This window comes from Paenibacillus sp. IHBB 3054 (genome assembly GCF_051594305.1).
Classification (GTDB): Bacteria; Bacillota; Bacilli; order Paenibacillales; family Paenibacillaceae; genus Paenibacillus_AQ.
The window spans coordinates 1-22,800 of record NZ_JBOFBG010000024.1 but is presented as its reverse complement, the minus strand read 5'-3'; the positions used below and the strand labels follow the sequence as shown (position 1 = coordinate 22,800).

The following is a 22,800-nucleotide window of genomic DNA, read 5'->3' as shown; positions in this document are numbered from 1 at the left end:
CACAAAAGGATCAGCTCAGGGGCATGCTGAATTCCAGGGAGGAAGTTAGGGTATGATTCGGACAAACAGTATCGTATTTAAGTTTTCAGTGCAGATTACAGTGATTCTTGCGATCCTGCTGTCTATTCTTGTTCTGAGCAATATGTACTCCCTGGAGGTAGTAAGAAGCAATGCCCTTACAAGTTCGCGGAATACGCTTGCCATATATCAGGCTAACATCCATAATAACTTCAACAATTTCACCAAAGATTTAACCGAGGTGTTCAATAATAATATTGATGCAGCAGTGAATTTTGCCTACTTGGATGAATCCAGCCGGTACTTCAAAGCCATACAGCTCAAAAATTCCCTTATGGCTAAAATGTCGAACGATTATTCCAGCGATGGCATGTTTGTCACTCTTCCCGGTGGGCTTGTGCTCGAGCAGTTCAGCAGCCGGATTCCTTCGGGTGACAGACTTGCCCTGGTCGATTATCTCAATCATGACGGGTTCAGTTCCGGGCCTTCAGGTAAAGCGGATGGATGGCATACCCTGCGGATCCATGGCGAGTATTATTTGTTCAAATCAATCACGTACTCAGGTGTCAGCTTCGGAACGTTAGTTAAAGCAGACACGCTGTTATCGATGGTTAACCGAGGGGGCAACGATCAGAATCGGTATGTATTGAGCAGCACAGAGGGGATCATTTTATCCGCTAACAATTTCGTACTAAAAGAATCCGACACTAACTTGGATAGCTTAACCAGCGCGCATCAGCGTAACTTTCTGATCATCTCCGAACCGATTGCAGAATTTGGACAGATCACCAATATGGTAGTCAAGGGAAGCCTGTTCTCGGGATTTAAGCTGATACAGTGGAGCTTCGCCTTGTTAGGCATTCTTTCAGTCATCATTGTACCGCTCGTACTGCGTTTCTTAACCAGGGATGTGCTAAGGCCAATTCTCGAATTGGTGAAGGCTGCCAAAGTAGTGGAGCAGGGGCAGATGGAGTATCAGGTTCCCCGGGGTGATCCATATTCTCTAGAGTTTATGAAGCTGTTCCATGCGTTTGAGTCCATGGTCAGTGAAATTAGAAGTCTAAAGATACAGTCCTATGAAGAACAGCTCGAAACCAGCCGTGCGGAGATCAAATTTCTGCAAATGCAGATCCGGCCCCACTTCTTTCTGAATGCGATCTCAACGATCACCAGTCTGACCTATCAGAATAAGAACGAAGAAATCCGACGGATGATTCAGTGTCTGTCCGAGCATCTTCGTTATATGTTTAAGGGAGGACTTGCGGAAGTTTCAATGGAAGAAGAGATTAAGCACGCCGAAAATTATATCCGGATGCAGGAAATCCGCTATCCAGATCAAGTGTTCTTCATGACAGAAATCCACGATGAAGTCCGCGAGGTGCCCATTCCTCAATTCATGATTCAGACTTTCGTTGAGAATGCGTTCAAGCACGCGATGTTCTACAAGGAGATGCTTTCGATTTTTATCCGTGTCGGGCCAGAGGATAGAGACGGGAGTCCATTCGTCAAAATTGTAATCGAGGATAACGGAGGGGGATTCGCTTCCGAGTGGCTGGAGAAGTCGGAAATCGGAGGGATGACGGAGGATGGGGGTCAGGTCGGGATTGCCAATATTCGAAAGACACTCCAACTGTTCTACAAACGCGATGACTTGCTCAAGCTGTCCAATGCAGGGGAGACTGGGGCAAGAGTGGAATTATGGATACCAATACAATAAGCAGACCGGCAGTTGTTATAGGAGGTACATATGCGTTGTATGCTGATTGATGATGATATACCAACGGTTAAGGCTCTTCTCGATATTGTTAACTGGCGTGAATTGGGACTTACCGAAGTGGTGAGTGCTTATAATATACAGGACGCAAAGCAATTGTTTGACAGCGGTGAGCCCGATCTGATTATATGCGACATCGAAATGCCAAGAGGCTCCGGGATTGATATGATCCAGTGGGCCAGAGCGCGCCAGTATGAAGGAGGGTTTATCTTTTTAACCTGTCATGAGAGCTTCGATTTCGCTTCCAAGGCAATCTCGTATAATGCCGACTCCTATTTAGTCAAGCCGCTCGATAAGCAGGAACTGGAAGCTGCACTTCGAAAGTCCATCGAGTTGTTGAAGAAAAGGATGTTGATGGGTGAATACAGCAAACTGGGGCTCGCCTGGCTGAAGAATAAAGATCTGGTGGAAAGAGGATTCTGGAGTGATGTATTGACGGCTGCGATTTCTCCCAGAATCAACCTGATCGAAAGTGAAATGCAGAAACGGGAATTAGCCTTGTCCGTCCATACCGACTACATTCTGTGTCTCGTTAGTGTTCCACCCTCCCAGATCGAGAGGGAGTGGAACGAGAGTATATTTCATTACGCACTCTCTAACCTGATTTCCGAAATTCTTATCAGTCAGGTATGTGCTGGCCGAATGATTGCCTATCAAACCAATAACGTGTTCTACAATGCCATCCTTGTCGAGAGTACCATTGATATGCAATGGCTGAAGAGCAGTGCGGAGAATATCATTCTCATGTGCAGGCAATATCTGAAGTGTACGGCTACCTGTTACTTTAGTGAGAAAAAGGCTGTCCCTGAACTCTCACAGATCAAAGCGGAGCTGGAGCTGCTGGATGAATCCAACCTCATTTTCAGAGGGAAAGTCCATTTTCAGAATGAGCCCTTCCATTACGATACGACTACGGAACGCTTTACCCTTGATATTGAGATGTTCACCCTGCTGTTTGTCCAAAAGGAGAAAGTGCAGATTGTGAATCGGCTGAAGAAAGAGCTGGAAATGCTGACAAACCTGAATAAGCTGGATTCAGCGACACTTCATTCCATCCGGGAGGACTTCCTTCAAGTGGTCTATTCCCTTCTCTCAAGACAGCATATTCAGGCGCATCGGCTCTTTGCAGATGAAGTGATCCAGCAATTGGCCCAGCATGCCGAAAGTAGTGTGTTTGACTTCATGAAGTGGGCACAGGCGCTTACAGACAAAACAGTGGATTCTATTAAAGAAGTGCTGCAGTCCGAAGGTGTGGTCGATAGAGCTAAGCGCTTTATTCATGAAAACTACAGACAAGACCTCAGCCGTGAAGACGTCGCTGCAAGCGTGTATCTGACGGCGGATTACCTGGCCAAGGTCTTCAAAAATGAGACGGGACAGACTGTCAAGGAATATCTAAACGACCATCGGATCAATGCAGCTAAGCAGATGCTGATTGAGAGTACAGCCAACATTGGCGATATTGCTATGGAAACCGGATTTGATACAATCTCTTACTTCTCTACGGTCTTCAAAAAGCTAACAGGAGAAACACCGATTGCCTATCGCTCAAGGCATAAATCTGCCCGATGACAAGAAACTCCGCTTTCCTTGGGAAAGCGGAGTTTCTTGTATGCGGAGACTGCATTTCAGAACGGTTTTTCAAAAAAACATACCGTCTTATTGAAAGCCCCGGATTCCTTTAAAGAAGTACAATGAAAGCGAAAACATAGAACAGGAGGCATCATCATGAAAAGTAAAAAGGGGATAGGCACACTGCTGTTGTCAACCGCATTATTCGGCTCCATGCTTTCGGCCTGCAGCAACAATTCGAATACAGCAACAGATTCGGGGAATCCAGCAGATGCTAAAGTTGCTGAAGTTGTGTTTGCCTTGCCGTCATTCAACCGGATTCCGGATGACCTTAGCAAGGTGAACCAAGCGATTAATGCAATCACAACAGAGAAGATTGGTGTAAAGGTTGATTTTCGTATTTACGGCCCAGCTGATTATGCACAGAAAGTCAACCTGGCTCTGCAGAGCGGTGAGAAAATGGATGTCTTTACCACGCTGGGACAGTTCTCAAACTATGTGTCGAAAAGCCAGGTAGCTCCGCTAGAAGAGCTTCTTCCGGAACACGGAAAAGAAATGACAGCCATTCTGGAGAAAGATTTCGGTTCAGACATCCTCAAGGCTACAACGATGGATGGACATATCTATGGAATTCCTGTGAATAAAGGGATGGCTTTGCCAACAAATATTATCTACAACGCCGATATGCTGGCCTCTGCGGGCCTTGCGTCTGCTGATATCCAAACCGTAGAGGATTTGCCTGCTGTCTTTGCGGCCGTTAAGCAGAAGTACCCAGATGTTGTTCCGTTCGGCCCGATCAATGTAAATCCAACGGACACAGGGCTTGTGAATCTAATGAAGGGTGCAAGCAAGGTGGATTACCTTACGGATACAACCGGAGTCGGTGTTGTGATCGGAGATAACGGCAAGGTCGTAAATTTCTATGAATCAGATATCTTCAAGAACGGAATCCAGATGATGAGAGATTGGTTCGAAACAGGTTACTTGCAGAAGGATACCGCAACTACGACAATTACAGCGATGGAGATGATTTCTTCCGGACGCGGCTTCTCCTATATTGGGGGCTACAGCGGCATGGAAGTCGGCAAAACATTGAGTGCCCAAGCCGGTAAGACACTGGAGACCAAACGGATTGCTCCTTTCTATTTCGACACAAGTGCCGTGAATTCCGTGACTTGGATGGTATCCAGCACCTCGAAGGAACCCGAAGCCTCTGTGAAGTTCCTGAATTTGCTCTATTCAGATACAGATTTGATCAATACGATCCTGTATGGAATCGAGGGTGAGGATTATCTGAAGGTCGATGAGCATCATGTGAAATTCCCGGAAGGCAAGGATGCCAATACGGTAGCGTATACTGCGATGCTAAGCTCCGGAATAGTGGGTTCAGAGTCTCTCCAGTATCAATTTGAGGGGATTAACTGGTCGGATGTGGAATTGAAGCTGAAGGAAAATAAGGATACAGAACGATCACCTTATTTTGGTTTTATCTTTGATCAAAGCAAAGTAAAAACCCAGGTCAGCGCTGTGAATAATGTAGTGAGTCAATACTTGCCGGCTCTGGTTAGCGGATCGATTGACCCGGATACGATTATTCCGAAATTCAATAGCGCACTGAAAGACGCAGGAGCGGAAGCGATCATCAACAGCAAGCAAGAGCAGCTGGACAAGTGGATTGCCGAGCAGAAACAATAAAACCCAAAAATACTGCTGAGAGTAGAATCTTAATCAGGTTCTACTTTCAGTTATGGAGGTGAATCCCGAGATGATTGCCAAACGTAAATCCAAGCCTCTGAAAAAAACACTTCCTCTATTGCTATTGGCCGCTCCGGGCTTGCTCTACTTTCTGATCAACAGCTACATTCCCATGTTCGGGGTGTTTATCGCCTTCAAGGATATCAATTACGCTAAAGGGATATTTAAAAGCGATTGGATCGGCTTTAGTAACTTTACCTTTTTGTTTCAGACCAGCGATGCCTGGATTATGACAAGAAATACCCTTCTGTACAATGTGGCTTTTATAGTGCTGGGGACAGTCGTTTCTATTATCATTGCCATCCTGATGTCGGAGCTGCTGAACAAGCTGTACTCTAAGTTTTTTATGACAGGGCTGATTCTTCCGAACCTGATCTCAATGGTTGTTCTTTCCTTACTGGTCTTTGCATTTCTTAACGCAGACAGCGGGTTCGTCAACCACTCCATTCTTCGCCCGCTGGGTCTTCCTGAGATCAATTGGTATTCAGAGGCGAAATACTGGCCTTATCTGCTGGTTCTAATCCAAATCTGGAAAACGGCTGGCTATGGCTCTATTGTCTATTTCGCTTCCATCGCAGGAATTGACAAGAGCATTTATGAGGCAGCCAAAATTGATGGTGCAGGAAAGCTGAAACAGATCCGCATGATTACACTGCCGCTCTTGAAGCCGACAGTAATTGTACTGGTGCTCATGTCCATGGGGCGGATTTTCAACTCGGACTTTGGTCTCTTTTACCAGGTTCCTATGAACTCAGGCGCACTGTACAGCACTACTCAAACGATTGATACGTATGTCTATCGCGCCTTGATGCAGCTAAATGATATCGGAATGTCTGCAGCAGCAGGCCTCTATCAATCCCTGGTCGGATTTGTTCTTGTGCTTACGGTAAATGCCATCGTCAAGAAGGTTAATTCAGAAAACGCTCTGTTCTAGGAGGAAATACTTATGATACAAACCAGAGGGGAACGAACATTTGTTATTTTCTCTGCGATTGTGATGATCTTACTGACCCTATTTGCTTTTATGCCGTTCCTTCTGATAATCATTGCTTCGTTTACTGATGAAACGACCTTGATCCGTAACGGATACAGTTTTTTTCCCGAACACACCAGCTTTGAAGCGTACTTGTATATTAAATCCTCGGCATACACCTTTGTGAGAGCCTATGGAGTTTCCTTCCTGGTCACGATACTCGGAACCGGTATGGGTCTGCTGATTACAAGTATGCTCGCTTACCCCATGTCCCGTACGGATTTCAAATATCACAATACACTGGCCTTTATCGTATTTTTTACGATGCTGTTCAGCGGTGGTATTGTGCCTTCCTATATTATGTGGACTCAGTTTTTCCATATCAAAAACACGATTTGGTCGCTTATTGTTCCGAATTTGCTGTCCAACGGCTTCAATGTGCTGCTGGTCCGAAATTATTTCAAAAACAACGTCCCGCTGGAAATCATTGAGGCATCCCAAATAGATGGTGCTTCGGAACTGCGGACCTTCTTTCGGATTATGCTTCCTTTGTCCATGCCGGTTATGGCAACAGTCGGGTTGTTCATGGGACTATCCTACTGGAACGATTGGATCAACGCGCTCTATTTTGTGTCAAAACCGCAATTGTACGGCATTCAGAATCTGCTGATCCAATTAATGAACAACATTCAATTCCTGAATTCCGGCCAGGCCAGCAGCGTGATTGGGGCAGAGGCTGTACAGCTGCCAAGCACAGCAGTGCGAATGGCTATGGCCGTTCTGGGAATAGTGCCGGTCTTGTTCGTTCTTCCCTTTATGCAGAAATACTTGACCCGCGGGGTTATAATCGGAGCTGTAAAAGGCTAAGAGCAGAGAAAATGAAAAGGAGCTGCAACATATGAATGTTCAAGAGGTTATTGACTGGATTTTACTGGATTGCTGCGGTGGCCGTAAGCTGGAGCAGACCTGTGATGTATTGGCAAGTGGTCATGCCGGCATGGAAGTAACCGGAATTGTTACGACATTTATGGCGACAGTGGATGTCATTAAAGAGGCCATTGCCATCGGAGCGAACCTGATTATTACCCATGAACCTACCTACTTTACCGGAAAGGACGAACTGGAATGGCTTCAAGAGGATCCAGTATATTTGGCCAAGCTGAGGCTAATTGAGGAGCATGGAATTGCGATCTGGAGATTTCACGACCATATGCATTTTGCGGACACGGACCGGATTTATGACGGTCTTATCAAGGAACTGGAATGGGAGAATAAGAAGCTTGACGACAAAGATTCCTGGGGGTATCTGATTGAAGAGACAACGGTTAGAGCACTGGCCGGTTTCCTGAAGCAGAGACTTGGTATGAAGGTCATTCAGATTGTCGGAAATCCGGATGCCGTTTGCTCCCGCATAGGGATATTGGTAGGAGGCGGAAGTCTCGGGCTTGGCAGGGAGCAAATGCCCATGGAGCTTATGAGGGATAAAGCGCTGGATGTCATGATATGCGGCGATATCACGGAGTGGACATTATGCGCCTATGTTAATGACGCGTCTATGCTTGGCATGAATAAAGCGATGATTGTCATTGGTCACGAAAGGTCCGAGGAGTGGGGAATGAAGCATATGGCTGAATGGCTGAAGCCGCTGGTGAGCGGCCTGCCGGTTTCGTTCGTTGATACCAGGGAACCCTTTGTATACTTGTGATTCCGGTGATCTAATATTGTATTATATAAATCGGGACGGAGAAATTCCATCCCGATTTTTGCTGTTTATTACAGAGGAACTTCCGTTATAACATATCAATAGATGTAGTATTTCCGTGAGATTTTAAAATAAATCGTGCATCACCCTCATATGAACTTCGGAGTATAAACGGCTGGTGGTTTGACGGGATGCGTACTCCAGGGCATTCTGCCTATCTGTGCGCGCAGGCTATGTATTAATAACTTGGGTGAAAACGATGCGGAGAAATGGATTTTTAGAAAGGTGCCGGCACTGGATAACATTCAGCCATATGAGCTGCTTCACACTGAGCGGGGAATGAGGATTTTAAAAGAGGCATTAACGCGCTTCCCTTGAAGGCTTGGGCATTAGGCATTTCTTGACGAAGAGTGTGGTTTTATTTCAGTTTTTATCGAGTGAGAAGGAGACCTTGTCGCAAGTACGATAGCTGAAATCAACCGAAAACATAAAAAAACCATAGATCATATATGATCCATGGATAAGTATGTCATTTTTTTCAAGACCTTATTCAACATCATAGCAAATCAGTAATTATAAGTCTATATTTTTTTTGAGGATTAATTTACCATCTAGTTATAAGATGATGAATGGAGATGGTAAAAATGCTAAAAGAAATATTTGTTAATAGTGCAATGACTTATGAATATCCCCCGGATGGAGGGACAATACCGATTATTGACCCGTATGATGGATGTACAATTGGATGTCCTTATTGTTTCCAATTAGAAGATGAGACTTGGAATACTGACTTGAATGTTAAAGTTAATATTCCAGATGTTTTGCAAAAAGAACTTATTCAATGGAATAAAGAAGATACTGTGTACTTGGGTAGTAAGTGTGATCCTTATATGGAGATAGAACGGAAATACCAATTAACAAGAAAATGTTTACTTGAATTAAGTAAGTTAGACTTGAAATGTATGGTTACAACTAAAGCCGGATCAAAACTCATCTTTAGAGATATTGATGTAATAAAACCTATGGGGAACAAATTTACTTTACTTTTAGGATTATCTAACCTGCAACAGTTGAGTGAAATCGATGATTATACTCTTATGAGTAATATACAGACAGCAAATCAGTTACACCGACTGGGAATTACTGTATGGGTATTTATTACTCCGATTTTACCTGGGATTACAGATATAGATTCAATGATTAACGCAATAGATCAAGACATTCCTGTATTTTTAGATAAGGTTAGATTAAAACGAAACACTAGACCAGCACTAAGGTTGGAACGTTTCATCGACAATCATTACCCTCATTTAGCTAAGACTTACAAAGACATAATCTATAATAATACGGATGTTTACTATGAAGATATCAAAGAAAAGTGGGGTAAAACTGAGAGAGTAAAGTTTGTATTCGAGTCAAGTAATTCAACCGACTAAGGGGAGTCTTTATGAGAACGATTGGTTATGTACTAATAATACTTTTTAATATTTTCCTTTTATCTGCTTGTAATAGTAGCAATGTTAATTCCAGTGACTTCCATCCTTCTTCCAAATCCGATGTGGTAGAAGAACAACCATTGAAAGATATTAATACATTAATACCATCTGGATGGAGCGTACTAATTCAAGATGATGAACCTGTTACAACAGAAGGTCGTGCTTCAGGCCAAAGGAAAAGCACACTGCTGCGGATTCTGGCGCCGGCAAATATTAGCTCATGAGCTTAGTGGATATTCACCTTAGATTGTTGGGAACATCTCTACTCAAGAATCCCGGTATCTACAATTTTCACCTCCACTTTAGGGTGGAATTGTACTTTACGATAATCCTCAGACCAATTTTTCTCCTTCCAGACATTGTGATGATAAGCAATAAGCTTTCTCCCCACACCAAAGATATCACAGTTAGCCTTTTGGACTTCTTCCACAACTGATTCAGCTTCCTTTGTGAGAATTTCCGAAAGCGCTTGATTTATTTTTTGAAGATCTTTCTCTTTTAGCGAATGCTCTCCGGGAAACTCTTCTACGATGGCTTGAAGTTTTAACTCCAAATTGACAACAACACTTTCGTCAGCAGAAACCGATACCTTGAATTTCCGTTTCACTTTTTTTAAACCTACATTAATGGTAATGTACTCCTGTATATTATCCGGATAGTCCAGAACAATTTTCTTTGTGAATCGCGCATTTTTCCCCTTTTGCCCCTTCAGTAGGACTAGTAATATTGACTGATCCGGGTTCAGCATCCCACTGTAATACTGATCATTAAAAAGGGCCAATCCTTTCGTTATAATCTCATTGCCTTCTATAGCTATATAGGGAAGTGCAAAGTCCTGCCCAGGATCCTTCAGGAATCGGAACACGGTATCTAACGTTTCTTTTGGAAATACACTCATTTCCTCAAGACTTTCAATCTTTTGTGTAATGAAATCGCCAATCTTTAATTCCCCAACCATTTTTTGTTCAAGAATGTCGGAGGCATTTCCTTCCGTAATAATTACCCTAACGTTGGATGTCGGGTTGGTTGGATCCCTGAAGTTTACATCCAAATTAGAGTAAAGGCCTTGCTCTGCCACTGACTTTCCGAGTAATTGAAAACCATTTTTAAGAAATCTTATGTTTCCCCTCACTCGATTACGCATCTCATTGCTGGCACTACGCAGGTTATGCCCATAACTTGTATGAATTTCGCTCGTAGTGGCTTTTTGCTCAATATCAGGTGGAATGATTAATTCCACAGTTTCCTTTATCATTCCATTTTCACTTATATCAAACCCCGCACTGTAGGCTAGATGTAAGTCCTTTAAATATTCCCGGTCCCAGCATCCGGTGAGGCTGAGGGGGAAAAGAATAATCAGCACCGACAGTGCAACCATTCCTACTTTCACGCGACATCTCATACAAGGCCACTTCCTTTTCTCTTTATAAATAGAGAAATGATTAACATTACCAGCGGGAGTCCACCAATAAAGAGATAGGCAGCATACGTAGAAGCTGAATCCAGTAGATGAATGCCGACAGAAGTTACTGGCGCAAGCGCGATTATAAATGAAGTGATTTTCACAATCGGAGTAAAATTCCGATGACTTTTCCGTCTCAATAAAACACTGAGCCCAATGGACGCTGCATAGCAATAGCTTACGATAGAACATACAAGGGTTATGGCCCATATCGGCAAAAACAAGATATCTGCACGGTCTATAATGAAAAAGCTTAGAGATTTCATTAAGTAAATGACCGGTTCGGGAATCATTTTGATTTGCTCGGAGTTAAAGAACATCAGACAGGTAGAGACCACGAAGAAATAGAACAGGGTCACAAACAAGTTAGAAAGACTGACCGTTATCAATTTTTGTTTATCAGTACCTTCAGACAGCGGGTAGATGATCAGCATTAATTCGAAACCATACATAGATATGGTTGTTTCCTTTGCTCCTTTTACGATATTCCAGAAGCCTTTTTCCAATAGCGGTAACATATTTTCCAGATGGGCTTGAGTTAATCCATAGATGATAAATAAAAATAGTGGAATAAAAAGCACGGAAGCCAGCGTATAAAATCTAGCCAATACTGTCAGTTTTTCTCTTGCGAGGTAGAGAGTCATGATAGAAAAAAGAGCTAGTACAGCCCATCTTGGCGTAGTTTGCAGCATCCATCTCCGGAGCACCTCAACGGCACTAAGCATAATATTGGAGCCAAGCAGTATAAAGTATCCGATGTACAGAATAATCAATAGACTGCCAATAATCGGGCCTGCAAGTTTTATGCAAATCCCGAATAGGTTAAGTCCGGGGAATTTCTTAAGCAGGACCCACAGGAGAATGATGACGAGTTGGGTAATAACCCCTGCAATTAAAACAGAAAGTCCACCTCCACCTTTGGCAGTTTCGTTAAGTTTGTTAGGAAGAGACAGAATTCCAACACCGATTTGGGCTTGAATAATAAAAAGGAAGAGTTGTCCCCTTGTAATCATTTTTTCTTTTTGAGCCACCGTATCAACTCCTGTAAGTACTGTGTAGGATAATGATCATTTATCCGTTTTTGGGTTGCTTGTACTCTTTCGGATGGACCAAATTGGAAAGCGAACGAAGGTATCTTTCAGGCCTTGAAATTTTAACGGACTTAATGGTCTAAGGTAGGGTTGCCCAAAAGATTCTAGCTTGCACAAATGTATGAAAATGAGTGTTAACCCAAATGATATCCCAATATATCCGAATAATGATGCAGCAATCATCAATGGAAACCGCATAAACCGGATAGCAGAACTCATTTCGTTGGAAGGGATAAGAAAAGATGCAATGGCAGTCAACGCTACTACAATGATCATCGAATAAGAAACCAATCCTGCCTTAACAATTGCATCCCCGATAACTAACCCCCCAACAATCCCAATAGTTTGACCTACACGGCTGGGCAGACGGAGTCCTGCTTCCCGCAACAGTTCGAATATAAGTTCAAGCAGCATCGCTTCAATCAGCGGAGGAAAAGGGACCCGGGTCAATAAACCTTGAATCGAAAAGAACAATTGCAAGGGAAGGACATTGGAGTGGAAAGAAACGGTGGCGATGTAGAGCGCTGGCAACTGAAATGCTGTTACAAAGCCGATCAGACGGATGAACCGGACAAAAGAAGCGATCATCCATCGATTGTTATAGTCATCCGGTGTCTGATAAAAGCTGAAGAAGCTCGCCGGCAAAATCAGAGCTGTAGGGTCCCCATCCAGCAGTATGGCGACATACCCGTCCAGCAAATAAGCTGAGGTATGGTCCGGACGCTCCGTATTGATTAGTTGTGGAAATATGGAGAAGGAGTTATCCTCCGTTAATTCCTGAATAAAACCAGTGGAGATTATCCAATCGAGCGAAATTTTCTTTATTCTTGATTCTACAATCTTTATCAATTCAGGGTTGGCGATATTCTCCATATATACTAAGCCTACCTGTTTGGGGGCGAATTTCCCAAGTGTGAAGTAGCGGACTATAAGGTTTGGGGAGGCAATTTGTTTCCGAATCAGGTATAAGTTAACCTTCATCTGTTCAATAAAACCGTTATGAGGTCCCCGAATAACCCCTTCATTCTCAGGCTCGCTAATGCTTCGTTCGTATTTGGCAGGAGTGAAGAGGACATAAAATTCAGACATTCCTTCTAAAAAATAAAGACAGCTTCCTTCAAGAAGTCCCTGAATACCTTGGTTTAGTTCTGTTTCCAAACTGAAACTAAGTGTTGTGAAAAGCTCAGGAAGGTCTTTGTCCTGATTACGGCTAAAAGGAACAATCACGTTTCGTTCAATCAATTCCGTGTCAGTGAGAGACTCCAGATAAAAGACCATCCCTTCCTTTCCCTGAAAGGATAAGCTTCTTTTTTTGAGGTCACTTGTATGGAACAGTGCGGCTTCGATGTAATCGGAATTTTGATCTACAGAAGGAAATGAGGTCTGAGTTTGGTTAGTCATTATAAGGCGCTCAACTTTCGATTAGTTTTGCTGTTAACGTTCCCGAATGATTTGCAGAATATTCCTGACAGGAACTTTAATGTGTGATGCAGATGAGTACGGCGGATGATGTTGAGCAGCATACGTTTCTGTTTTGTTTACTAGGACATGAAGCGGAGCAAAAATGAGCAAATCATCGACCGCTTAAGAGCAGCACCAAAGAATGCGCCTTCATTCGTGAAGTGGTGGCATTTTGAGCTTCTTTTACCATCCGCAACGTTTTACATTAAATGGTCACAGTCGTAAGATTCAAATCAACAACCGAATGTATTATAACTGTTCTCGAATGGCTGAATTCCGATTATGGGAACGGGGGAACCAATGGTGAATGCGGCTTTTGCTCAGATAGCTGCAGCTCACTTGGGGTGAATCCTTGCTGCGTGCTGAAAAGCCGATTTGGCAAGGTAGGGCAATCTCGCTGCCCGAATCCGTCAGCTAACCCCGTAAGCCTCGAAAGAGAGAGGATGAGCGCCATGATCGATTAACCGACCACGGAGAGCCCTGACGCTTCTGTGGTCTTTTTGCTGCGCATGCAGAAAGGAAAGATGATCTGTATGAGGGTTTAGAAATCTTATAACAACGAAAATCAGAGTCATTGGGCACTATCTAAAATGCTTTAAAGGGGGGATTGTTATCGTTACTGTATTTATCGTGTGCTTCTGGGTTGGATTGCTGCTTCTCCTCAGCGGCGGATTTCATGGGCATGGCCTTGCGGGTCATCTGCATGTGGGAGGTGGCGATGCTGGTGGTCCGGGCTTTGTGCCCATACTCCCTCTGATGGTGTTTGTCGCGGTCTGGGGAGGCAGTGGTTATGTGCTTACCCGGTTCAGCGGAATGAATATGCTTGCAGTAGTGCTGATCTGCACGCTGATTGCCTTACTCCTAGGCTGTCTGATGTATGCGGTGCTGGCCCGGGTGATGACTCGGTATGACAGTAGCATGAATAAAATGGATTATGAGCAGGCGGGACAACTCGGGTACATCAGCATTTCTGCAGTGGATGGAGCTGTTGGAGAAATGAAATATGTGCTGCATGGAACGATGCGTTCCATTGGAGTGCGGGCAGAAACCGGCCAGCAGCTCGCCAAGGGCGACAGGGTGATTATTTTGAAGGTGGATAAAGGAATGGCGGTAGTAACCCTTTTCGAGAGGGAAATCGAACAATTATAAATAACGGGGAGTGTCGAACCGAATGGTTATTCTTTATTTAATCTCGGCAATTGTTGTTGTTATCCTGCTGGCTTTGTTCAGTATAGTGAACGCTTATAAAAAGGTTCCGCCCAATCAGGCGATGATTGTGTACGGCCTCGGCGGAAAAAGAGTGGTTCAGGGCGGCGGGACCTTCGTCATCCCCGGTTTCCAGAACAATAAGACCATCTCCATGATGCTGATGAGCTTCGATGTCATCCCGGCGCAGGCGATGTTCTCCCGGCAGGGCATCAAGCTCAACCTGGAGGCGGTAGCCCAGATTAAGATTAAAAGCGATCCTACCGCTATTCTGACTGCCAGTGAGCAGTTTATCGACAGGCCGGAAGAAGACCGCGAGACGATTATCCTGCATTCGGTGGAAGGCCATTTGCGCGGCTTGATCGGACAATTAACGGTGGAATCCATTCTAAAGACACCTGACGAAATCAACAGCAAGATGCGGGAGACCTGCTCGGAAGACCTCGACAAGATGGGGCTTGAGGTGGTCAGCTTCACCATTAAGAAAATTACTGACGACAAAGGGTATATCGACAATATGGGGGTTCCGGAAATTGAGCGCATCCGCCGCGATGCCAGCATCGCCAAGGCGGAAGCGGAACGTGACATTCAGATCAAGCAAGCCGAGGCGGAGAAAGAATCCTCCATTGCCAAAGCCAATGCGCATCAGGCCACCATTGAAGCGGGAACCGCCGCCCGCGCCAAGGAATCTCTGTTCGAGAAGGATTTGAACATTAAGCAGGCGGATTTTAAGCTGGAGACAGAAGTGAAAAAAGCACAAGCGGATCTTGCGTACGAATTGCAGCAGAACAAAATCAAGCAGTCGCTGGTTACCGAACAGGTCAAGATCACGCAGATGGAAGCGGAGGCCAACCGGACCGTCCGGGAAATCGAAGTTGAGCTGAGACAGAAGGAGCTGGAGGCAACGGTGATCAAGCCTGCTGAGGCGGAGAACCAGGCTACGATCATGAGAGCGGAAGCAGCCAAGCAGCGGCAAATTCTTGAGGCGGAAGCAGAGGCGGCCACTATGACCAAACGGGGGCTGGCAACAGCGGAAGCAGAACTGGCGAAGGGGAAAGCCAATGCGGAAATTGTTCAACTGGCCGGAGCGGCGGAAGCGGGGGCACTGGAGAAGAAAGCCGAAGCGTACAAACAGTTCACGCAAGCCGCACTTATAGTGGAATTCTTGAAGGTTCTGCCAGAGCTGGCTGACAAAATCGCTTCCCCGCTGGCCAAGGTCGATAAGATTACAGTGATATCTCAGGATGGAGCTTCATCCGGCGTGAACAAAATTACCGGCGATATCGCCAAAATCATGGCCCAGATTCCTGAATTGACGCAGTCGCTTACCGGTATGAACGTGACAGAGGCTCTCAGCGGGCTGCTCGGCCGGGAGAAAGAGCAATAATTCTATAGCTTCGTAAACTTAGTATAGAAGTGATCTGACACAAGCTAGGATTTTGAATTCGTTGCATAAGCACCGCTCTATTATGGAAAACTTCTGTAGTGCGAATAAACAGCATGATTCCATTTTTGGAGACTTATTTTGATTTCCTAGGAGGTTAACATTATGACAAATCAGGATCCGCAGGAGCTGCTTAAGCGAAAACACGAGCTGGATGAGCAAAAAAGGCAGTTCACAAATTTCTCCCGAAGTGTTTGCGGCCATGGTGAATTAGAAGCAGGGCAGGAATTCAGTACTGACCGGGTGCCTGACGATCAAAACCGTATGAAATCTGTTGAGAACAAACGTGATTGATCTTAAGTAAGCTATAAAAATAAGCCGATCCTTTTCTGGATCGGCTTAAAAAATGATTATTACGTTATACTCCTAATGTGTTGTTTCTAAAGCCATCCGTTTATATTGTAAGAATCGTATCGTTTCCAAAGTTCTTTTCGTTGTTTAATGGGTGAACCAGAGTTGCCTTAAATAAATTTTCCACTAAACAGCTTTGTGAAAGATATCTTTCATGATACAGTGAAAAAATGGTGTAGCTTAACTTTAAAAACTTTCTTGAATTAAACTGAGGTGCTCAATGAATCGAATTTTACTGGTTGAAGATGATGATAATTTGGTGTTCGGTATTGAATATACTTTAACGAGTGAAGGATATACCGTTGTTATTGCCGGTAGCTTGGAAGAAGCCAGGAAGGCATTAAAGACAGACGACGTCGATTTAATTTTGTTGGATATAAATTTACCTGATGGTTCAGGGTATGACCTGTGTAAGGAAATCCGTGCATCATCCCAGGTTCCCATCATTTTCTTGACAGCTTTGGATGAGGAGACAAATGTTGTTGCTGGACTTGATTTGGGCGCAGATGATTATATGACCAAACCGCTCCGTACCAAAGAACTTCTATCTAGAATGAAAGCCGTATTAAGGCGCAATCATAAACCCACGGATGAACCGAACAGATGGATATCCGACGATATTGAAGTTCGAGTTCTAGAAGGAATTGTTCTTAAATACAATCAGGAACTTTTGTTGACGGGGCTGGAGTATCGTTTGTTATTGATGTTAATGACTCACCCCAAGCAAATTTGCAGCAGAAGTATCATTCTTAACAGTCTGTGGGATATGTCAGGAGAATTCATTGATAACAACACCCTTTCGGTTCATATCAGAAGGTTAAGAGAGAAGATCGAGGATGTTCCTGCTGTACCGAGATACATCATTACCGTTCGAGGAGTCGGATATAAATGGAATGCAGATGTTATAGGGAGATAAACCATGAATGAATTCGTTCGTAATCCAGAGTGGAAGTCTATTACTGTTAAAGCGATCGTATTACAAGTTATGTTAGCGGGAATCATGTTCTTTTATATGAGTTATCAAGTCAGTCAGATCAATAAGTCGGTGGTTAATCAAAATGCTGCATTGATTGGTTATGTTTTGAAGCAAGCTCCTCAACTAGAAAATGAAATTATCCACTTTATCACTCAGGGTGCACAAGAAGATGAAATCGTAGAGGGAAAACGCAGCCTGGCTCAATATGCATATAAGGAAGATATGCCCGTAAATGATCAACCTGTCCTCTCGGATAACGCCTTACCCATGAAAACGGCGGCTCAAGTTTTGCTTTTTAGTATTCCATTTCTGCTGTTATTGGGATGGGAATACCGCAAAATATTTGACAAGATTCGAACCATAACCTTTGCAGCGGAGCAAGTTGTTGAACATCAGTTTGATCAACCGCTTCCGGAGAAGGATGAAGGAGACTTTGGCGCATTAGGACGAAACTTTAACGCGATGGCCGAAAGGTTACACAACAGTCTTCGGCAACTCCAACAAGAGAAAATGTTTCTACGCAACCTGCTTTCCGATATTTCGCATCAGCTCAAAACGCCACTAGCATCCCTCATCGTTTTTAATGAGAATTTGCTGAATGATCCTCATATGAAGGGAGAAATGAGAACGAAATTTCTGGATCGAAGCCGTCAACAACTAGAGCGAATGGAATGGCTCATTATCAGTTTACTGAAGCTGGCACGGGTCGAAGCCGGAGCAATAACGTTCCGGATAGAACGTGTTCGAGTAAGAGAAATGATCGATCATGCTGTACATTCGTTGCGAATGTTATCCGAGCAAAGGAAGCAGAGGATTCACATTCATGGTGGAGAAGATATGTATGTTTGGGCGGATGAAGAATGGCTAACAGAAGCCTTGATTAACTTGATTAAAAATGCACTGGAACATACGCCACTAGAGGGCGGAATTGATGTTACTTTAGAAAAAAATTCACTATTCCAGACAGTAATCATTCGAGATCAAGGAGAAGGCATTTCCCCAGAAGATTTGCCTCACATTTTTGAACGATTTTATAGAGGGAGAAGCACGACAAAGCCGCAAAGTCTTGGCATTGGCTTGTCCTTATCCAAGTCCATTATTGAAGAGCAAGGCGGTATGATCACGGTTGTAAGTCAGATAGGGCTAGGAACAGAATTTAGAGTTTCGTTTAATACCTGGGATAGTGGAGGAAGCTTACAATAACGTAAGCTTCCTCTTCACTTTATTGTAAGCTTCGATCTTTATAATAACAAACATACAAAGTGAAACATTACTCAGGAGGTAAACAGGTGGAAATACTAAAAACTATTAATTTATGCAAAACCTATGGAAGTGCAGAGGCAAAGGTTGAAGCTTTAAAAAGTGTCAATTTCTCTGTTCAACATGGAGAATTTGTTGCCATCGTAGGAGCCAGTGGATCAGGAAAAAGTACCTTAATGCATCTTCTAGGTGGAGTGGACCGCCCATCTAGTGGACAGGTCATCATCGATGATGCGGATCTTTATTCCAGAAGTGAAGAGGAGCTCGCTGTATTCCGAAGACGAAAAATAGGATTTATTTTTCAATCCTACAATCTGATCCCGGTCCTATCTACAGAGGAAAATATCAAGTTACCGATGTTATTGGAGAACAAAAGGGTAGATGAAAATTATGTTCAGGAATTAATGGGTATATTAGGTCTGACCGAGCGGAGACATCATCTTCCATCCGAATTGTCAGGCGGACAACAGCAAAGAACGGCGATTGGCCGTGCGTTAATTAATAAACCGTCGATTATTTTGGCGGATGAACCTACCGGAAATCTGGATAGTAAAAGCAGCAAGGAAATTATGGATTTACTTAGGTTTTCCGTTAAAAAATATAATCAGACGTTAATCATGATCACGCACGATTTGAATATTGCTAAAATCGCAGATCGAGTCGTAAGAATCGAAGACGGAGTCCTTCTACAGGCAAATGAGGTGAGTGAAAGTTGAAAAGCTACACAGATCTTACTGGAAAATATTTAAAGGGACAGAAAAAAAGATCGCTGCTTACAATCTTCGGTATAATCTTATCGGTTACGCTGTTTACTTCCATTGGAACAATCGGGATGAGCTATTGGGATAAGTCAGTCAGACAAACCATGCGGGACTTCGGAGATTACCACGTCTCTCTCAATGGTATTTCAGGAGAAGCAGTTCCGAAAGTCAAAAACAATGCAACCGTAAAAAGTGCCGGTGTCATCAGTAGAGAAGGATATGCTGTCATTAGGGAGACAACAGAAAAGGAAAAGAAGGAAGATCCGTTTGCCGCACCCTACCGGTACTTGAATGTCAAGGGATATAATGCGAATGCAATGAACATGCTTCAGTCACAGCTAGACTCGGGCAGGTACCCGGAAAAATCGGATGAAATTATCCTTTCACCATCGAGTCTGAGTTATTTTTCTAAAAAACCAAAGCTTGGCGAAACGATTACGCTAAACCTTGGAGTCCGGAAGGTGGCGTCAACTGGTGAAGACAAAAAGATTAACGGACTTGGCGATTTTGGTTGGGATCTTGACGAAGCCTTCCAAGCTCAATCCCAAAGAGAATATACTGTTGTAGGCTTTATGAAGCCGTCAAGCAAAGTGAATTGGTCTTCCGGATACATCTTTCCTGCAATTACTTTCGATGATAACAAGAGTATCGATAACAACAAAAATTACTTTATTTACGTCAAAATGAAATCTTTGAATGACATCAAAGAAAAGACGGAAGCCTTGATGTCCTCGTTACAGCTAAGTAATGTCGAACAAGGTTCCGCTATGCAACTGGATAGGGATAACTTTATTAAGAATGTAAGAATTGAGTACAATAATGAGCTGCTTAAATTGTATGGCAAAAGCATTTATGAAGGTGTGAATAACAGCTTAATCTTAACTTTCGCTGCTGTCATTGCGATTATAATGATTTGTACGATTGCAATGATTTATAATATTTTTCATATTTCTGTACTGGAGCGGATTTCACAATTCGGTATGTTAAGATGCATTGGAGCTACACCAGCCCAAATTCGAAAAATTGTGATGCAAGAAGCGGCCCTGATAAGCTTGATCGGCATACCCATCGGGATTCTCACGGGAACCCTTTTTATGAAGGTATTGTTTTACAATATCAGCTTGTTAACGTTAGGTTTCTTAAATGATATGAGAATGGTCATTTCCCTACCGATTCTAATCTCTGCCGGTTTATTAGGCTTGCTGAGCGTATACCTTTCCGCTATTGGACCAGCAAAACAAGCAGCTCGCGTATATCCTCTTGAAGCGCTGAAAAATGAGGGAAGCTCGAAGGTTGAAAATATCACAAAGGTCAAAAAGTCTTTGTTCATTAAAAAGCTGTTTGGCATCGTAGGGCAATTCGCCAGCAGAAATTTGCAACGGAACAAGAAACGTTTTCGGATTACAGCCTTTTCCATGATTATTAGTATTATTTTATTTATTGTATTTAGTGGTTTGGTTGATTTCATGCAGCGAACAACACAGCTCTCAGGTGCGCAGTATTCTTATTCACTTTCCTATGATGGTCCTTCAAAACGAATAGACGATACTGTGTATCGGGATGTTTCTAAGCTTGATTCTGTTCAACAAGCCTACAAGTTTTACAGTAATCAAGTAGACGCAATCATCCCTAAGGATAAGATCAATCCCAAATATTATGGATTTCATAAGAATCGATACGTCGTTGCCGAAGGAAAAGGGTATCGGACAGATAATAATTTCCTTGTGTCCTACGGAGACAATGGCTTGGATGCTCTGCAATCCAAACTCACGGCCGGGAAGATTGACAAAGAGAAAATGAACCAAGAGAATGGCGTTATCGTCCAACAAAAAATAAAGATGATGACAGAAGAAGGCAAACAACTAATTCTCGATCAAACCCAATTTAAGGTTGGAGATCACATCAAAATTCGAACAGTTGACGGAAGTCATAAAGAATATCAAACTGTGACAGTGGTCGGAATCGTCAATCAAGATTTGTTATCGAAGGAATATACTAGTAGCCATATTGTTACATTTATTACGACACCACAAGTATACACCAATATTATGGGTAGCAATATTTATTCTAGAATTTTTATCCTTGCTAATCCCAATATATCAAATCATCCTATAACAGACTATCTTAAATCATTAACTGAGAAAGACGCTGGTTTTAACTACAATGATCGAGTGGCGGAGGTCGCTCAAGCTAAAAACGACGCAAAGACTTTTAGTATCTTGCTTTACGGTTTTATCGGTGTCATTGTTCTAATTGCTTTCTTGAACATTGTAAATACAGTAAGTACGAATCTAATTCTTCGTACGAAAGAATTTGCAACCCTCAAGGCCATCGGCATGACCCAGAAGGAAGTGAGGAAGATGATTATTTTAGAAGGCGTATTTTATGGACTATTTGCCGCCGTGATCGGAATTATCCTAGGGACGACGCTGAATTATGGAATACAACTTCTCTTTGCGAGTGCTTTGGATACAGATTGGGTGTTCCCGTGGTACAGTATCGGTATCGCTTTCGCAGGTTCGATGATTACGACGATCGTCGCAACGATTGGGCCAATGTACAGGTTGAATAAAATTAGTATTGTAGATGCTCTCCGGAGTGAGAATTAAAATAATGAATTTAAAACAGGCACCCTTTAATCATGCGGGGTGCCTTCATATGTAGGGGAACAGAATAGATCAAGAATACATTGCCTTTTTTCTGGTAAAATAGAATTCAAACTATAAGCCAGGTAGAAGGAGTGCGGCAATGATTTATTTGAGAAGCTTTAAGCTTTCTGATTATACGGATCGAAATCCCAACATATACCCTGATTATGTATTTAAGCACTTGGCTGGAGAGGTGCTTTTGTTTGATCGAATTACTGTGTTGTATGGCAATAACGGGAGCGGAAAATCCACTTTACTCAATGTTATTTCTAACAAGCTGGGAATCTCGGGGGCCGAAAGAATGACAAGCTATGGGCATAGTATTTATGCTCAGCGATTCCTTGATTTGAGTAGCTATCAGCTTGGGCATGATGAGCACGAGCATGAAATCAGGCAACTTCCAAAAGGAAGCCGATATCTGAAATCAGAGGATATTTTATATGAGATCAAGAAGATACAGCAATCTTCCGTGCTGCGTGAGGGAATAATAAATGAGCAGATTAACAATGGAATGAGCAAGGCTCAGGCGGCACAATATGAAGCTACGTATGCGTTTAAAAAGAAGCTGGAGGACATTCAATTCTCACAAGAAAAATACTCTAATGGAGAAACGTCCATGCAGTTTTTTGAGGAATATCTGCTACCTGGGCAATTGTATTTATTGGACGAGCCGGAAACGTCACTTTCTCCTGCCAATCAAATACGGATGGCTGAACAAATAAATGAGCTGGCACGATATTTTGATAGTCAATTTATTATTGCCACTCATTCTCCTTTTGTTTTAGGCACATTACATGCAAAAATTTATAATCTGGATGCCAAGCCTCTTCAAACAACAGAATGGTTTGAA

At 43.1% G+C, this 22,800-nt stretch carries 19 protein-coding genes and 1 riboswitch; of the genes, 16 read left to right on the top strand and 3 right to left on the bottom strand.

Features of this window, described 5'->3' with window-relative positions; all coding sequences use genetic code 11:
- Positions 1-52 precede the first annotated feature (52 nt).
- The 8 genes from ACQ76X_RS22765 to ACQ76X_RS22730 all read left to right on the top strand — a co-directional run bounded on the left by ACQ76X_RS22765 (position 53) and on the right by ACQ76X_RS22730 (position 9,514).
- The gene (locus ACQ76X_RS22765) at positions 53-1,735 is read left to right on the top strand and encodes a sensor histidine kinase (RefSeq protein ID WP_438496044.1); all 1,683 of its coding nucleotides are present in this window, start codon (positions 53-55) and stop codon (positions 1,733-1,735) included.
- Positions 1,736-1,774: 39 nt separating this feature from the next.
- The gene (locus tag ACQ76X_RS22760; RefSeq protein ID WP_438496043.1) at positions 1,775-3,364 is read left to right on the top strand and encodes a response regulator transcription factor; all 1,590 of its coding nucleotides are present in this window, start codon (positions 1,775-1,777) and stop codon (positions 3,362-3,364) included.
- A 156-nt stretch (positions 3,365-3,520) separates the two neighbouring features.
- Positions 3,521-5,059, top strand: a complete 1,539-nt coding sequence (locus tag ACQ76X_RS22755) for an ABC transporter substrate-binding protein (protein ID WP_438496042.1) — start codon at positions 3,521-3,523, stop codon at positions 5,057-5,059.
- A gap of 70 nt (positions 5,060-5,129) precedes the next feature.
- Positions 5,130-6,053: an ABC transporter permease gene (locus tag ACQ76X_RS22750; RefSeq protein WP_438496041.1), complete on the top strand. Its 924-nt coding sequence runs from the start codon at positions 5,130-5,132 to the stop codon at positions 6,051-6,053.
- A gap of 12 nt (positions 6,054-6,065) precedes the next feature.
- Positions 6,066-6,959, top strand: coding sequence for a carbohydrate ABC transporter permease (locus tag ACQ76X_RS22745; protein ID WP_438496040.1), 894 nt, complete (start codon positions 6,066-6,068; stop codon positions 6,957-6,959).
- 31 nt (positions 6,960-6,990) lie between these two features.
- On the top strand, positions 6,991-7,797 hold the full coding sequence (locus ACQ76X_RS22740; protein WP_438496039.1) for a Nif3-like dinuclear metal center hexameric protein: 807 nt from the start codon (positions 6,991-6,993) through the stop codon (positions 7,795-7,797).
- 641 nt (positions 7,798-8,438) lie between these two features.
- Complete coding sequence (locus ACQ76X_RS22735; protein WP_438496038.1) at positions 8,439-9,230, top strand: SPL family radical SAM protein; 792 nt, start codon at positions 8,439-8,441, stop codon at positions 9,228-9,230.
- Between the two features lie 11 nt (positions 9,231-9,241).
- Positions 9,242-9,514, top strand: a complete 273-nt coding sequence (locus ACQ76X_RS22730; RefSeq protein ID WP_438496037.1) for a hypothetical protein — start codon at positions 9,242-9,244, stop codon at positions 9,512-9,514.
- Between the two features lie 38 nt (positions 9,515-9,552).
- Here the strand turns inward: ACQ76X_RS22730 and ACQ76X_RS22725 are convergent, their stop codons facing one another.
- From ACQ76X_RS22725 to ACQ76X_RS22715, 3 genes are read right to left on the bottom strand one after another with little or no spacing between them, the layout of a single operon-like run.
- Complete coding sequence (locus ACQ76X_RS22725) at positions 9,553-10,680, bottom strand: Ger(x)C family spore germination protein (RefSeq protein ID WP_438496036.1); 1,128 nt, start codon at positions 10,678-10,680, stop codon at positions 9,553-9,555.
- Between the two features lie 8 nt (positions 10,681-10,688).
- On the bottom strand, positions 10,689-11,783 hold the full coding sequence (locus ACQ76X_RS22720) for a GerAB/ArcD/ProY family transporter (protein ID WP_438496035.1): 1,095 nt from the start codon (positions 11,781-11,783) through the stop codon (positions 10,689-10,691).
- A 36-nt stretch (positions 11,784-11,819) separates the two neighbouring features.
- On the bottom strand, positions 11,820-13,244 hold the full coding sequence (locus tag ACQ76X_RS22715; RefSeq protein ID WP_438496034.1) for a spore germination protein: 1,425 nt from the start codon (positions 13,242-13,244) through the stop codon (positions 11,820-11,822).
- Positions 13,245-13,561: 317 nt separating this feature from the next.
- Positions 13,562-13,749, top strand: a riboswitch (cyclic di-AMP (ydaO/yuaA leader).
- 203 nt (positions 13,750-13,952) lie between these two features.
- Between ACQ76X_RS22715 and ACQ76X_RS22710 the strand changes: the two genes are divergently transcribed.
- The 8 genes from ACQ76X_RS22710 to ACQ76X_RS22675 all read left to right on the top strand — a co-directional run.
- Positions 13,953-14,453: a hypothetical protein gene (locus ACQ76X_RS22710; RefSeq protein ID WP_438496033.1), complete on the top strand. Its 501-nt coding sequence runs from the start codon at positions 13,953-13,955 to the stop codon at positions 14,451-14,453.
- A 22-nt stretch (positions 14,454-14,475) separates the two neighbouring features.
- Positions 14,476-15,897 carry a flotillin family protein gene (locus tag ACQ76X_RS22705; RefSeq protein WP_438496032.1) on the top strand — a complete coding sequence of 474 codons (1,422 nt, stop codon included), beginning with the start codon at positions 14,476-14,478 and terminating at the stop codon, positions 15,895-15,897.
- Between the two features lie 162 nt (positions 15,898-16,059).
- Positions 16,060-16,248, top strand: coding sequence for a hypothetical protein (locus ACQ76X_RS22700; RefSeq protein WP_438496031.1), 189 nt, complete (start codon positions 16,060-16,062; stop codon positions 16,246-16,248).
- A gap of 277 nt (positions 16,249-16,525) precedes the next feature.
- The gene (locus tag ACQ76X_RS22695) at positions 16,526-17,221 is read left to right on the top strand and encodes a response regulator transcription factor (RefSeq protein WP_438496030.1); all 696 of its coding nucleotides are present in this window, start codon (positions 16,526-16,528) and stop codon (positions 17,219-17,221) included.
- 3 nt (positions 17,222-17,224) lie between these two features.
- Positions 17,225-18,484 carry an ATP-binding protein gene (locus ACQ76X_RS22690; protein WP_438496029.1) on the top strand — a complete coding sequence of 420 codons (1,260 nt, stop codon included), beginning with the start codon at positions 17,225-17,227 and terminating at the stop codon, positions 18,482-18,484.
- 86 nt (positions 18,485-18,570) lie between these two features.
- A complete protein-coding gene (locus tag ACQ76X_RS22685; RefSeq protein WP_438496028.1) occupies positions 18,571-19,257 on the top strand; it encodes an ABC transporter ATP-binding protein in 687 nt (228 codons plus the stop codon).
- On the top strand, positions 19,254-21,911 hold the full coding sequence (locus ACQ76X_RS22680) for an ABC transporter permease (RefSeq protein WP_438496027.1): 2,658 nt from the start codon (positions 19,254-19,256) through the stop codon (positions 21,909-21,911). The genes ACQ76X_RS22685 and ACQ76X_RS22680 overlap by 4 nt, the downstream gene beginning before the upstream one ends.
- 139 nt (positions 21,912-22,050) lie before the next feature.
- Positions 22,051-22,800, top strand: a 750-nt coding sequence (locus ACQ76X_RS22675) for an AAA family ATPase (protein WP_438496026.1), incomplete at its 3' end; no start/stop codon positions are given.